Raw genomic sequence first — 11911 nt, forward strand, 5'->3', positions numbered from 1 at the left:
TGGCATGAACCTGCGTAGCTCACTCAGCATCACCGGAGCGCTCATCGGCGCGAGCGTGGTGCTCGCCCCCATGGGGGCGGCCGCCCCGTCACCCGGGGACCCCGGGAGCCCGAAGAGCATGGCGGTGCCGCTGACCGAGTACGTGATGGAGCGTGACGGGAAGAGCCGGGCCCGGGCCGAGAAGTACCTCGAGACCAAGGACGAGAAGCAGCAGGCCCTGCAGGCGCTCAAGGAGCGCGGCGTCGACGTCGACGGGGCGTGGTTCGAGGGGACCCAGCTCGTCGTGGGCGTTCCCCGCGCCGACGCCGCCGAGGTGCGTGCCGCGGGACTGCGGGCGAGCACCGCCACGTCGCAGAGCGAGCTCGACGCGATCGCCGGGACGGTGCTCGAGCGCGCCGGCAAGGACTCCGGGCACGTGCTGACCGTCGGCGCGAACCTGCCGGATGGGGTCGTCGACGTGCGCGTCACCGAGGAGGCCCCCCGCGGGCTCCGCCAGCGGCTGGACGCCATGGAGAAGGTCTCCGTGAGCACGGGCGAGGCGCTGTCCACCCAGGCCGACGTCGTGCCCGGTCGGATCATGGACCTCTCCCCCGGGACCAACTGCAGCCTCGGCTACCCCGGGCGCCTGTCGAACGGGAACAACGTCCTGCTCACCGCCGGCCACTGCGTCGAGGGCATGCCGTCGATCCTCGACACCAACGGCACGCACATCGGCGAGGGCGTGCACACCCGCTTCCGCAGCGGGCACGGCAGCGTGGACATGGGCCTGATGGACATCGACTCCGAGGACACCGGGGTCCCCTACGTCGACAGCCGCGGCCACTCCGGCTACTACGGCGTGCGGGGCATGAGCAAGAACCCGATCGGCTCCGAGCTCTGCAAGGCGGGGAACACGACCGGGTGGACCTGCGGCCAGATCAAGGCCTACAACCGCACCGTCAACTACGGCGGGACCGTGGTCTACGGCCTGGCCGAGGCGAGCGTGTGCACCGAGGGCGGTGACTCCGGTGGCGCCTACATCGGCGTCGGCAACCTCGCCCAGGGCATGACCTCCGGCGGGCCGGTCGGCGTGGAGTGCGGCTGGAACCGTGGTTACAGCGCCGGGTCGTACAGCTTCTTCCAGCCGGTCGTCGATGCCGCGAACTACTACGGCGTCACGATCGACACGGTGGGCTGACCGAAGGCGGCGACGGGGAGCCCGGCCCGCGTCGGGCTCCCTCGCGTCCGGACGGGACGTGCCCGCCGACGTCACGACTCCTGTGTCAGCGGTCCCCGCACGAAGCTGTCACCGGAGTGCTGCGGCTGGTCGTCGAAGTCCTCACGCGAGATGTCGACGACGACGTACCCGTTGTCCAGGAGCGAGCGGGAGATGGGGAACGAGGCCGTCGACCTCGAGTCCTCGAGCACCCCGACCGAGACCATGCGCTCGCCGTCACTGTTGATCAACCACACCTCGGCGTACCCGTCGGTGACCTCGACACCGGGAGCCGTGACCTCGAGGACGAGCCGCCCCCCACGCTCGTGGACCGTGGCCGAGCCACGCTGCTCCTCCGTGTCCAGGGTGGCGAGCTTGGCGGTCGCGACGGTGCGCTCCGCCTCCGACCCGGAGGATCCGAGTCGCTCGGCGACCACGCTGCCGACCGCCCCGAGGAGCACGCCCGCGGCACAGGCGGCGGCGAGCCACACCACCGCCGGACGTCGTCCGCGGCGCGATCGCGCACCGGTGGCGGAGGTCAAGGGGACCACATTCGGGTCCGTGACCGCTCGTGGCCGGTCCGCCGCGTCGACCTCGTCAGCGGCGATCGTGTCCGCGATCCGTGACCAGACCTCGTCGGGTGGGGTGATCAGGTCGATCCCGCTCGACTCGCGCGTCACGTCCATCGTGCGGTGCAGCGAGTCGAGCAACGGCCCGCAGTCGGTGCAGGCCCGCAGGTGCTGACTCTCCCCGGTGGACGCTGCCTCGCCCAGGGCGAGGTCGACGAGTCGCTCCTCGGTGAGGTGCTCGTGCGGGGTCGTCGGGACGTGGGTCATGCCGTCACCTCCTCGAGGCGGGAGCGCAGGTGCATCAATCCTCGGCGGACGTGGCTCTTCACCGTGCCGAGTGGGAGCTGGAGGGTGTGCGCGATGTCCTCCTGGCGGCGGTCCTCGAGGATCGCCATCCTGATGATCGTCGCCCGTGGGTCGCCGAGCGCCTCGAGCGCGTCGGCGATCAGCACGCGATCCGTCGCATCCGACGGGTCCGGCGCCGGCCGGGCGGGCTCGCGGCTGAAGACCTGCTCGTCGCGCGTACGACGGGCCCGGATCGCGTGGTGATCGGCGCAACGACGCCGGGTGACCGTGGCGAGCCAACCGGCGAGGGAGCCGGAGGAGGCATCCAGGGACTCCCTTCCCCGCCACAGTGCGACGAAGACCTGCTGGGTGATGTCCTCGGCGTCGTGGTGCTCACCGACGGACCGCAGGGCGATGGTGTGGACGAGTGGGCCGAAGCGGCGATAGGCGTCGGCGCGGGCGATGCGACGCAGGAGCTCGTCGTCAGCCGTCGCTGCTCGCGGGTCAGCCTCCACCTGACCCACCATAGGCGAGCACCTCCGGATCGGTGATGCGCATCGCCACGGCGATGACGTTGTCCTCGTAGCTGCTCGTGCTCGGGTCCCACTCCCCGCCACAGCTGACGAGGTGCAGTCGCGGCGGCCCGGATCGGTCGAAGAGCGCATTGAGATCGAGGGCCTTCTTCGCGTGGTTGTCGACACGGGTGACGGCGTACACGAGGACTTCGTCGCCGACGGCGACCCGGATGTGCTCGCCCCGCTCGAGCTCTGCCAGGCGCGAGAGCGGACCGATCTCGCCCTCGGTGTCCGTGTGCGCCGCGATCACGCTCGCGCCGCTCGCCGCGGTGGGCGCCGGCCCGAACCGGTACCAGCCCGCGGTGTCGGGGTCCTCGGGGATCTTCATCGCGTCCTGCCGGTCCACGCCGACCGGCCGCACTGGCAGCGAGGCGTCGAGGGACGGGAGCGTCACCCGAGTGGGCGTGGGCGCCGCCTCCACGGCCGTCGACGGTGCGGCGGACCGCGTCCCGGGGGTGACTGCGACGTCCGGGGCCTGCTGCTCGCGGGGCTTCACCGCCACCGGCGAGGGCGTGAGCGCCTGTGTCGTGTCGGTGGGGTCCTCGAGTCGGGGTGGTGACGATGCCGAGTACACGCCATGGGTGAGCAGGGCCGCCAGGAGGGCGGTCACCGTGATGATGGCCGCCCTCCTGCCGTCCGAGCGGGTGGTGGTGCTCACCTCAGACGCGGGCCGTGGCCCGCCGACGGGTCACGACGAACGCAGCGGCACCGGCGAGCAGGGCGGCGGCCCCGGCTGCGCCCACGGCGCCGTAGGAGCCGGTCTCCATCTGTCCACCGGTACCGCTCGGCACCCCGCTCGGGGAGCTGTGCATCCCGTCGACCTCCTGCACCGCGAGCTGGAGGTTCTCGTCCTCGGCCGAGCCCCAGGCGTAGACGATCGTGTTGGTGCCTTCCTTGAGCGTGACGTCGGCCGGCCCGATCGCCACGTCCTCGGTCCCGGCGAGCACCACGTCCGCGCTGATGCTCCCGGCGGGGACGTCGGCCATGGCCTCGTTCGGGTTGGTCAGGTCGGAGAAGGCGACCTCCCCGTCGGCGCGGACGTCGACGGCGGGCGCGGCCGCCGTGTGCCGCACGGTCAGTCGGGCGTCACCGGGCTCGGTGGCGCTCGTGTCGTTGGCGAAGGGGGTCAGCACCGGAGCGCCGTCCGCGTCGAGGTGCGCCGCGACGGTGACGTTCGTCCCCGCGGTGACCGCCACGTCATCGGCCTCGATGACGGCCTCACCGTCGGCACCCGCCCCGGCGGCGGTCACCTTCAGGTCGTACTCACCTGCGGGCAGGGGCATGGGATCGGTGATCGTGCCGGGCTCGAAGCCCTCGAGGAGGACGTCGCCGTTGGCGTAGACGTCGACGGTGGCACCGGGGACGCCGTGCAGGATGCTCACGGTGGCGTCCTCGGCTGCGTGCGCGGGAGCGCTGAGCACGGTGGCGAACCCGGTCGTGAGGGCGGCGATGGCAAGGGGGCGGCTGAGTCGCATGACAAGCTCCTGATCTGGTGGTCGCGGGCGCAGGAGTGCGTCCTGTCTGCTTCTTCTGCGCCCACCCCCCTCAGGGATGCACTTCGCCGAAACTTTTTTCCGGATCACTCAGCGCGAGTGGGTGAGCCGACCCCCGACGAAGGTCGCCAGGGGGCGCATCTGCCGCAGGTGGGCCGCCTGCTCCGCCGTCGCGTGCAGGTCCTCCCGCGCGGGGTCCTCCCCGAGGAGGACGAGGTCCCCCGGGCCGCCGACCTCGATCGCGGTGATCCCGTCGGTCGAGGCCGCGAGCGCCTCCTGCGGGGTGAGCGCCTGCTCGGGCGCCCACGGCTCCCGCTCGTCGGCGCTGCGGTGGACCGCAGCGGCCATGGCCAGCCACGGGTCGAGAGGGGCGACCGGCGCATCAGACCCGAGACGAAGGGGGACCCCCGCCTCCGCCATCCAGCGCAGGGCGAAGCACCGCTCGAGACGGTCGGGCCAGAGGTCCTCGGTCGAGTCACGGTCGTCGAGCAGGTGGGCCGGCTGGACGCTGGCGACCAGCCCGAGCTCGGCCATCCGGGGCAGCACCTCACGGCGGACGAGCTGGGCGTGCTCGATGCTGCCGCGGGCACCGCTGGCCGCGAAGGCGGCGACGGCGTCCACCAGGGCCGCGTCACCGATGGCGTGGACGGCTCCGACGAGGCCGTGGGCGTGGGCGCGGGAGAGCAGCCGGGTCAGCTCCTGCCGGTCGACGTTCTGCTTCCCGCGCGGGTCACCAAGCGAGGCGTCGGTGAGGAAGGGTTCGCAGCACCACGCCGTGCGGGTGTTGAGCGAGCCGTCGCTGATGATCTTGAGCGGGCCCATGGTGACCATGCCGGCCTCGTCGAGGACGTCGCCGGAGCGTGCCCGGGCCGCGATGACGTCCTCGAGACCCTCGGGGTAGGTGCAGGTGCGCACGTGCAGGCGATCGAGCCCCGCGGCGGTGCGCCAGGGCCACGCGGTGCGGCCCGACTCGAACTCCATGTCGACGATGCCGACGACACCCCTGGCCGCGGCGTCACGCATGGCGGCGTCGATGGAGGCGTGCACGTCCCGGGGGTCCTCGGGCAGGTCGCTCAGGTGGGTGTAGATCGGGAACCAGTCGTCCTCGTCGAGGTGGCCGGGCCGGTGCGGGCGGCCGAGCGCACGGAAGGCCGCGCTGCTCAGCCACCCGGCGTGGCAGTCCCCGGAGATGAGGACGACGGGGTGGTCACCGGCGACCGCGTCGAGCTCGGCAGTCGTCGGCAGCCGGTCCCAGTCGGTGATCCGCCAGCCGAATCCCTGCACGACCGCGCCGGGCTCGAGGTCGGTCTCGGCGATGTGCCGCGCGATCCGTGCGGTGACCTCCTCGGGACCGGAGGCGTCGGAGACGTCGACGCGCCGGGTCATGGCCGCCCACTGCCCGAAGTGCACATGGGCGTCCCAGAGCCCGGGGACGACGAGGGCGCCTCCGCCGTCGTGGACCTGGGCGCCGGAACGGCCCAGACGGGGGGCGATCTCGGCGATGACGCCGTCGCGGACGCGGATGTCGACGGGGTCGCTGCCGGGGTGGAGTCTCACGCCCGTGAGGAGGGCGTGCGGGTCCTGAGGGGCCATGCTCGAAACTGTACGGCGCTGCCGATACCCTCCGGGCATGCACCTTCTCGTCGTCGCGGCCATCGAGGCCGAGGCCGCCCACGTCCCCGAGGACGTGGAGGTCCTGGTCACGGGGGTCGGCAAGACCCTCGCGGCGGTGGCCGTGACCCGGGCGATCTGCGAGCACCCGCGAAGGGAGGAGCTCACCGTCGTCAACGTCGGCACCGCCGGGGCGTTGCGCCGGGACGTCACTGGTCTCCACGAGATCGGGACGGTCGTCAACCACGACCTGTCCGCCGAGCCGATCCGACAGCTCGGGCTCGACCCGCGCGAGGTCATCGAGCTGCCCGGCGAGCACGAGACGGTGCTCGCGAGCGGCGACCTCTTCGTCACCGACCCCGCGGTGCGCGATGCCCTCGCCGAGCGGGCCGGCCTCGTCGACATGGAGGGCTATGCGATCGCCCTCGCCTGCACCGAGCTCGGGGTGCCCGTGCACCTCGTGAAGATGGTCAGCGACAACGCCGACGAGACCGCCCACGACTGGTCGGCGGCCGTCGACGGTTGCGCCCGTGAGCTCGCCCGCTGGCTGGAGGACTTCCTCGGGCGGTGACGAGCAACGTCCGGGCTGCTCGGTTCGGGTCCCGGCCCCCGGCCGGGAAGAGTTCGGCCGTCGCCGACGTTTCCCGGGACATGAGCACCCCCATCCACGGCTACGAGCGGTACGAGCGGGCGAAGGCGTTCTTCGCCGAGGCCGAGTACCTCGCGGCCGCGCGCGAGCTGGAGGACTTCTTCACCGACGTGGCTGCCGCCCGCGCCGAGCAGGAGAGCGTGTCCTACGCCGACGACCCGGTCGGCCACGGCACGGCCGAGGTGCACCTGCTGCTCGCTCGCGCCTACTTCCACTCCGCGCAGCTCTCCCGCGCGGAGTCCGCGGCCCGCCGGGTCCTCCACGAGGCCCCGGACGACCCCTACGCCCATCTGCTGCTCGGCCGCACCCTGCAGCGGGCGGGGCGACCCGACGAGGCGCGGGGCCCCCTTCGCCTGGCTGAGCTGCTCGGTGGTTACGCGACGTCGTCCGGGTCCGCCGAGGTCACCGATCCCGGCTCCTGAGAGCGCGCGCGCAGCATCTCGCGGAGGTCGTCGATCTTCGCCGCGGTGATGACGATCCCGTAGGCGAGCGAGGTCCATCCGACGAGCGCGGCGACGAGGCTCGCGATGAGCAGGCCGGTGACGTCCTCCCCCGCCGGTGGCCACATCGCCCACGGCAGCCATCCGGTGGCGAAGATGCCCAGGGCCGCGAGGACCCCGAGCACGACCGTGCCGGTGACGAGCGGCGGGACGGGGTCCTTGTCGACGAGGCCGCTGAGGTGCGGCTCCTCCCGGCGCGCGGCCGTGCGTCGACCGGGACCCCGGTTCCCGATCGGCATGGTCAGCCCGCGCTCGGGTGGGTCATGTCGGCCGGCACCACCCACGCGTCGAAGTCCTCGCCGCTGATGTCCCCGGAGGCGATGGCCGCCTCGCGCAGGCTCATGCCCTCCTTGTGCGCCTTCTTGGCGATGGCCGCGGCCTTGTCGTAGCCGATGTGGCGGTTGAGAGCCGTGACGACCATGAGGTTGCGCTCGAGGTTGCCCTCGATGACCTCGGTGACCGGCTCGATGCCCACCGCGCAGTTGGTGTCGAAGGAGACGCAGGAGTCGGCGATCAGCCGGATCGACTCGAGGACCGCGTGCGCCATGACCGGCTTGTAGACGTTGAGCTGGAAGTTGCCCTGGCTGCCCGCGAAGCCGACCGTCGCGTCGTTGCCGAAGACCCGCGTGGCGACCATCGTGATCGCCTCCGCCTGGGTCGGGTTGACCTTGCCCGGCATGATCGAGGAGCCCGGCTCGTTCTCCGGGATCGCCAGCTCGCCGATGCCGTTGCGGGGGCCGGAGGCGTACCAGCGCACGTCGTTGGCGATCTTCATCAACGCGCCCGCGAGGGTGCGCAGGGAGGCGGAGACCTCGACGAGCGCGTCGTGCGCCGAGAGGCTGGCGAAGAGGTTCTCCGCCTGGGTGAAGTCGTAGCCGGTCTCCTCGCTGATCTTCCTCGCGGTGAGGTCGCCGAACTGCGGGTGGGCGTTCAGGCCGGTGCCGACCGCCGTGCCGCCGATGGCCAGCTCCCGGGCCCGCTCGTCGGCGTGCCGCACGGCATCGAGCGCGAAGTCCATCTGGGCGACCCAGCCCCCGATGACCTGGCCGAGGGTGACCGGGGTGGCGTCCTGCAGGTGGGTGCGGCCGACCATGACGACGTCGTCGTACTGCCTCGCCTTCGCGGCGAAGGTGTCGCGCAGCTGCTTCACCGAGGGGTACAGGCGCTCGTTGAGGTCGAGGACGATCGCGATGTGCATCGCCGTCGGGAAGGTGTCGTTGCTCGACTGGCCTCGGTTGACGTGGTCGTTGGGGTGGACCGGCGCCTTGCTGCCCATCTCGCCGCCGGCGATCTCGATGGCGCGGTTGGAGATGACCTCGTTGGAGTTCATGTTGGACTGCGTGCCCGAGCCGGTCTGGAAGACCACGAGCGGGAAGTGCTCGTCCAGGTCACCCCTGATGACCTCGTCCGCGGCCTGCGTGACCAGGTCGGCGACCTCCTGCGGCAGCTCGCCGAGCTCGGCGTTGGCCAGGGCGGTCGACTTCTTCAGCGTGCCGAGCGCGCGGACCATCGAGCGGCCCCAGACGAAGGTGTCACGACCGATGTCGAAATTGCCCAGCGAGCGCTGCGTCTGCGCGCCCCAGTACTTGTCCGCGGGCACCTCGATGGTGCCCATGCTGTCCTTCTCCGCACGCGTCTCAGTCATGCGGCACACGCTACTCGGCCGCCCCCGGCGTCCCGAGCGAGCCCTGCGGCGTGGTGCACGCCCGGCCACGCGGATTCCCGGAGGCGGGCGCTCGCACCTCCGTCAGGTGCGAGCGGTGAGCATGCGCGTGCCGCTCCCGCGCGCCTCGAGGCCCGCGAGGGCCGAGTCGAGGTCCGCCTCCACGACGATCTCCGCCAGGCTGGCCGCGGACATGAACCCGGCGTCGGCGATCCCGCGGAGCGTGTCCAGCAGCGGCGTCCAGAAGCCGTCGGCGTCGAGGAAGCCCACGGGCTTGTCGAGCAGCCCGATCTGGCGCCACGTCCACACCTCGAAGATCTCCTCGAGTGTGCCCATGCCCCCCGGCAGGGCGAGGAAGGCACTCGTGAGGTCGGCCATGAGCGCCTTGCGCTCGTGCATGGAGGCGACGACGTGGACCTCGGTGAGGCCCCCCCTTCCCCACTCGCGGTCGATCATGAACTCCGGGATGACCCCGATGACCTCACCACCGCGCTCCAGCGCGCCCTGGGCGAGCGCACCCATGAGACCGCTCCCCCCGCCGCCGTAGACGACGCCGATGCCGCGTCCGGCGAGGTCGGCCCCGACCGCGTGGGCGAGGTCGACCCACTTGGGGTCGTTGCCGGTGGTGGAGCCGGTGAAGCACGTCAGTCGCTTGATCACCCGATGACGATACGGGGCGCGGAGGTCATCGCAGCGTGACGACGGACAGCAGCCGGGTGAGTCGCGCCGCCATGTCCTGCGCCGAGTGCTCCTCGTGGTCCTGCCACCACCGCACCGTCTCCTCGACGATCGACTCCCAGATCCGGTCGAGCAGGTCGTGGTCGAGCGGGTCCTCGAGCCCCGCGGCGGCCAGGACGTCACGCGTGCCGACCGTCCCCATGGTGCGCAACTGCCTGCGGTAGTCGGCCGCGAGAGCGGCGGCGGGCGACCCCTCGGGCAGGGTGTCGTCCTTGATCAGGGCCCAGGCGTGCCGGTGCTCGGCCATGGCGCCGAAGATCGCCGTGAAGGTCTCCTGCGCGCGCCGGCCCGGGTCGTCCGCCGTCTGCGCCGCGGCGATCGAGACGATGAGCCCGGGCCCCACCTCCTCGAGGCAGGCCGCGGCGAGGTCGGCCTTGGAGCCGAAGACGTTGTGCACCATGGACTTCGAGACGCCGGCTCGCTCGGCGACGTCGGCCATCGAGGCGCTGGCGTAGCCCCGCCGCCCCAGCTCCTCGACGGCCCCGTGCACGAGCTGCCGCCTGCGCTCGGCGCGGGCGACGCCCTTCGTCCCGATCTCGCCCATCCGCTCCTCCTGTGCTCGGCCACATCTTGTCACCGACCGGAACTGACTCTATGGTCAGTTCATCCGCGCACCGCACGACACAGGAGTCGTCCATGGCACGACCTGACCTCACCGTCCTGGCGATCCCGGCCTTCGTCGGGGCGATGGGCGCCGAGCTCTGGTGGCAGCGCCGCAATCCCGCTCCGCCCGGGACGAGCCGCGCCGGCGACTACGAGCTGGGCGACACCATCGCCTCCCTGACGATGGGCGTGGGGAGCCTGCTCGCCCCCTTCGTCGCCGGCCCGATGGTCCGCCGGCTCGCTCCCGGCCGGACGAAGGGGGGCACCACCCTCCTCGCGGTCGGTGCCGTGGCAGGGGTGGTCACCACGGTCGGGGACGTCCTGCGCCGACGCCGCGAGCACGGGGGCGACCTGCCGGAGGCCGGCACGCTCCCCTCGCAGCCGACGCCGACGACCGTGCGCTCACGGGTCGACGCGCTCCGGCTGATGACCTCGGGGGCGGCCGTGGCCGCCGTGGGCTCGACGGCCATCGCGGCCGCCTCGGTGTGGTCGCTGCAGACGAGCGCGACGCGGCTGGGCCGGCTGACGCCGGTCTCGGCGCAGCGCGGGGCGGTGACCTATCTGGCCGCGATCGCCGCGTGGGACTTCCTCTACTACTGGAACCACCGCCTCTCCCACGAGTCGCGCTGGCTGTGGGCCGTCCACGTCGTCCACCACAGCAGTGAGCGCTACAACCTGTCCACGGCGCTGCGCCAACCGGTGGCCGAGGCCTTCACGATGGCGGTTCCGTTCGGCGCCCTCGCCCTGGCCGGGATCCCGCCGCGGTACATCGAGGACGCGCGGGCGATCAACCTCATCTACCAGTTCTGGATCCACACCGAGGCGATCCGCTCCATCGGATGGCTGGAGAAGGTGCTCAACACCCCGAGCCACCACCGCGCCCACCACGGCAGCCAGCGGCAGTACCTCGACATCAACCACGGCTCGATCCTCATCCTGTGGGACAAGCTCTTCGGGACCTTCGAGCCGGAGGTCGAGCCGGTGCGCTACGGGCTCACGCGGAACATCGAGACCCTCGACCCGGCCGTGATCGCGACGCACGAGTGGCGCTCGATCGCGGCGGACATCGCGGGTGCCGGGACGTGGCGGGAGCGGTACGGGTACCTGCTGCGCGGGCCGGGGTGGGCATACGAGCCGGGTCGCGCCCGGATCAGCTGATCGGTTGGGCGAGGATCGCCCGCAGCCGCCCCACGACCTCCTCCGACCCGTCGAGCTCCGGCTCGGCGCGGCCGTTGCGGTGCCACAGCCACAGGTCGAGCTCCTCGGCAGTGCCGATGACGCGCGCATGGAAGGAGTCGTCCCGTGCGCTGGTGTGGTCGTGGCCGAGCACCTGCACGTCGTCGAGGTCGTGGTCCTCCTGCGTGGCCGGGTCGTGACCGGTGAAGCGGCCCAGGGCGAGGACGACCCGGTGGCCGGTGTCGGTGATGTCGACGGCGACCCGGGTGCCGTCGTCGGCGAAACGTCCCCACGACGGCAGCCCCCCGTACATCACCTCGAGGCACTCGACGACACCGTCGGTCGCCAGCTGCGGGTCCAGCGGGGTCCGGGCGCCGGCCGCGAGCTCCGCGTCGACCCGGTGGATGAGCGCCTCGTGCGCCTGCCGGCGCATCGTGAAGGCAACCGTGTGGAGGCTGGTGTCCGACGCCCACGACCAGCACCCGTCCGCCGGGTCCGCATTGCGCAGGCGCCGCACGAGGTCGTCGTGGGCACGGTCGAGGGCGGCGACGATCCCGTGGCGGTCCGCGGGGCGCTCCGGCTGCGGGTAGTCCTCCGGCCCCTCCGGACGGTTGGCGACGATCCACGCCCAGAAGTGCTGGACGTCCCCTCCGCCGAGGTGCCACAGCAGGTCGTCGACGTCCCAGCCGGGGCAGCTCGGGACCGGCGTGCCCTCGGGCAGGTCGACGAGCACCTCCCGGAAGCGTCGTGTCTCCCGCTCGATCGCTGCGAGGTAGGTGTCCATCGGCAGCCAGTGCCGTTCCGGATGGGGCTTCATGGGACGACTCTTCCACTGTTCCCCCTCGGTGCGTGGC

14 protein-coding genes are annotated in these 11911 nt (G+C 72.2%); 4 read left to right on the plus strand and 10 right to left on the minus strand.

Annotated elements, in window-relative coordinates; all coding sequences use genetic code 11:
- Positions 1–4: 4 nt before the first annotated feature.
- Positions 5–1177, plus strand: a complete 1173-nt coding sequence (locus O9K63_RS11090; protein ID WP_277237832.1) for a S1 family peptidase — start codon at positions 5–7, stop codon at positions 1175–1177.
- Between the two features lie 71 nt (positions 1178–1248).
- On the opposite strand, the gene O9K63_RS11095 is transcribed toward O9K63_RS11090, so the two are convergent.
- The 5 genes from O9K63_RS11095 to O9K63_RS11115 form a co-directional block, all read right to left on the minus strand.
- Positions 1249–2031, minus strand: coding sequence for an anti-sigma factor (locus tag O9K63_RS11095; RefSeq protein ID WP_277237834.1), 783 nt, complete (start codon positions 2029–2031; stop codon positions 1249–1251).
- On the minus strand, positions 2028–2564 hold the full coding sequence (locus O9K63_RS11100) for an RNA polymerase sigma factor (RefSeq protein ID WP_277237836.1): 537 nt from the start codon (positions 2562–2564) through the stop codon (positions 2028–2030). Before O9K63_RS11100 ends, O9K63_RS11095 begins: the two co-directional genes overlap by 4 nt.
- Positions 2554–3282: a class F sortase gene (locus tag O9K63_RS11105; RefSeq protein ID WP_277237838.1), complete on the minus strand. Its 729-nt coding sequence runs from the start codon at positions 3280–3282 to the stop codon at positions 2554–2556. Before O9K63_RS11105 ends, O9K63_RS11100 begins: the two co-directional genes overlap by 11 nt.
- Before the next feature lies 1 nt (position 3283).
- Positions 3284–4099 carry a DUF4397 domain-containing protein gene (locus tag O9K63_RS11110; RefSeq protein WP_277237839.1) on the minus strand — a complete coding sequence of 272 codons (816 nt, stop codon included), beginning with the start codon at positions 4097–4099 and terminating at the stop codon, positions 3284–3286.
- Positions 4100–4207: 108 nt separating this feature from the next.
- Positions 4208–5710: an amidohydrolase gene (locus O9K63_RS11115; RefSeq protein WP_277237841.1), complete on the minus strand. Its 1503-nt coding sequence runs from the start codon at positions 5708–5710 to the stop codon at positions 4208–4210.
- A gap of 37 nt (positions 5711–5747) precedes the next feature.
- Here O9K63_RS11115 and O9K63_RS11120 point away from each other — a divergent pair, with 37 nt between their 5' ends.
- Positions 5748–6299, plus strand: a complete 552-nt coding sequence (locus O9K63_RS11120) for a nucleosidase (RefSeq protein WP_277237843.1) — start codon at positions 5748–5750, stop codon at positions 6297–6299.
- 80 nt (positions 6300–6379) lie between these two features.
- Positions 6380–6799, plus strand: coding sequence for a tetratricopeptide repeat protein (locus O9K63_RS11125; RefSeq protein ID WP_277237845.1), 420 nt, complete (start codon positions 6380–6382; stop codon positions 6797–6799).
- Here the strand turns inward: O9K63_RS11125 and O9K63_RS11130 are convergent.
- The 4 genes from O9K63_RS11130 to O9K63_RS11145 form a co-directional block, all read right to left on the minus strand.
- Positions 6751–7116, minus strand: coding sequence for a hypothetical protein (locus O9K63_RS11130; RefSeq protein ID WP_277237847.1), 366 nt, complete (start codon positions 7114–7116; stop codon positions 6751–6753). The genes O9K63_RS11125 and O9K63_RS11130 overlap by 49 nt on opposite strands.
- 2 nt (positions 7117–7118) lie before the next feature.
- Positions 7119–8522: a class II fumarate hydratase gene (gene fumC / locus O9K63_RS11135; protein ID WP_277237849.1), complete on the minus strand. Its 1404-nt coding sequence runs from the start codon at positions 8520–8522 to the stop codon at positions 7119–7121.
- A 102-nt stretch (positions 8523–8624) separates the two neighbouring features.
- Complete coding sequence (locus O9K63_RS11140) at positions 8625–9200, minus strand: TIGR00730 family Rossman fold protein (protein ID WP_277237851.1); 576 nt, start codon at positions 9198–9200, stop codon at positions 8625–8627.
- 25 nt (positions 9201–9225) lie between these two features.
- Positions 9226–9822, minus strand: coding sequence for a TetR/AcrR family transcriptional regulator (locus O9K63_RS11145; protein ID WP_277237853.1), 597 nt, complete (start codon positions 9820–9822; stop codon positions 9226–9228).
- 92 nt (positions 9823–9914) lie between these two features.
- Between O9K63_RS11145 and O9K63_RS11150 the strand changes: the two genes are divergently transcribed.
- The gene (locus O9K63_RS11150; RefSeq protein ID WP_277237855.1) at positions 9915–11039 is read left to right on the plus strand and encodes a sterol desaturase family protein; all 1125 of its coding nucleotides are present in this window, start codon (positions 9915–9917) and stop codon (positions 11037–11039) included.
- On the opposite strand, the gene O9K63_RS11155 is transcribed toward O9K63_RS11150, so the two are convergent.
- A complete protein-coding gene (locus tag O9K63_RS11155; RefSeq protein WP_277237857.1) occupies positions 11032–11874 on the minus strand; it encodes a maleylpyruvate isomerase N-terminal domain-containing protein in 843 nt (280 codons plus the stop codon). The genes O9K63_RS11150 and O9K63_RS11155 overlap by 8 nt on opposite strands.
- Positions 11875–11911: the final 37 nt, after the last annotated feature.

Source organism: Janibacter cremeus, from assembly GCF_029395675.1.
In the GTDB taxonomy this organism is placed as follows: Bacteria; Actinomycetota; Actinomycetes; order Actinomycetales; family Dermatophilaceae; genus Janibacter; species Janibacter cremeus_A.

Bases quoted from the DNA above. Each gene is read 5' to 3' on its own strand.
- O9K63_RS11090 (WP_277237832.1), top strand. From the start codon at position 5: ATGAACCTGCGTAGCTCACTCAGCATCACCGGAGCGCTCATCGGCGCG.
- O9K63_RS11110 (WP_277237839.1), bottom strand. From the start codon at position 4,099: ATGCGACTCAGCCGCCCCCTTGCCATCGCCGCCCTCACGACCGGGTTC.
- O9K63_RS11115 (WP_277237841.1), bottom strand. From the start codon at position 5,710: ATGGCCCCTCAGGACCCGCACGCCCTCCTCACGGGCGTGAGACTCCAC.
- O9K63_RS11145 (WP_277237853.1), bottom strand. From the start codon at position 9,822: ATGGGCGAGATCGGGACGAAGGGCGTCGCCCGCGCCGAGCGCAGGCGG.
- O9K63_RS11130 (WP_277237847.1), bottom strand. From the start codon at position 7,116: ATGCCGATCGGGAACCGGGGTCCCGGTCGACGCACGGCCGCGCGCCGG.
- O9K63_RS11095 (WP_277237834.1), bottom strand. From the start codon at position 2,031: ATGACCCACGTCCCGACGACCCCGCACGAGCACCTCACCGAGGAGCGA.
- O9K63_RS11150 (WP_277237855.1), top strand. From the start codon at position 9,915: ATGGCACGACCTGACCTCACCGTCCTGGCGATCCCGGCCTTCGTCGGG.
- O9K63_RS11120 (WP_277237843.1), top strand. From the start codon at position 5,748: ATGCACCTTCTCGTCGTCGCGGCCATCGAGGCCGAGGCCGCCCACGTC.
- O9K63_RS11155 (WP_277237857.1), bottom strand. From the start codon at position 11,874: ATGAAGCCCCATCCGGAACGGCACTGGCTGCCGATGGACACCTACCTC.
- O9K63_RS11125 (WP_277237845.1), top strand. From the start codon at position 6,380: ATGAGCACCCCCATCCACGGCTACGAGCGGTACGAGCGGGCGAAGGCG.
- fumC (WP_277237849.1), bottom strand. From the start codon at position 8,522: ATGACTGAGACGCGTGCGGAGAAGGACAGCATGGGCACCATCGAGGTG.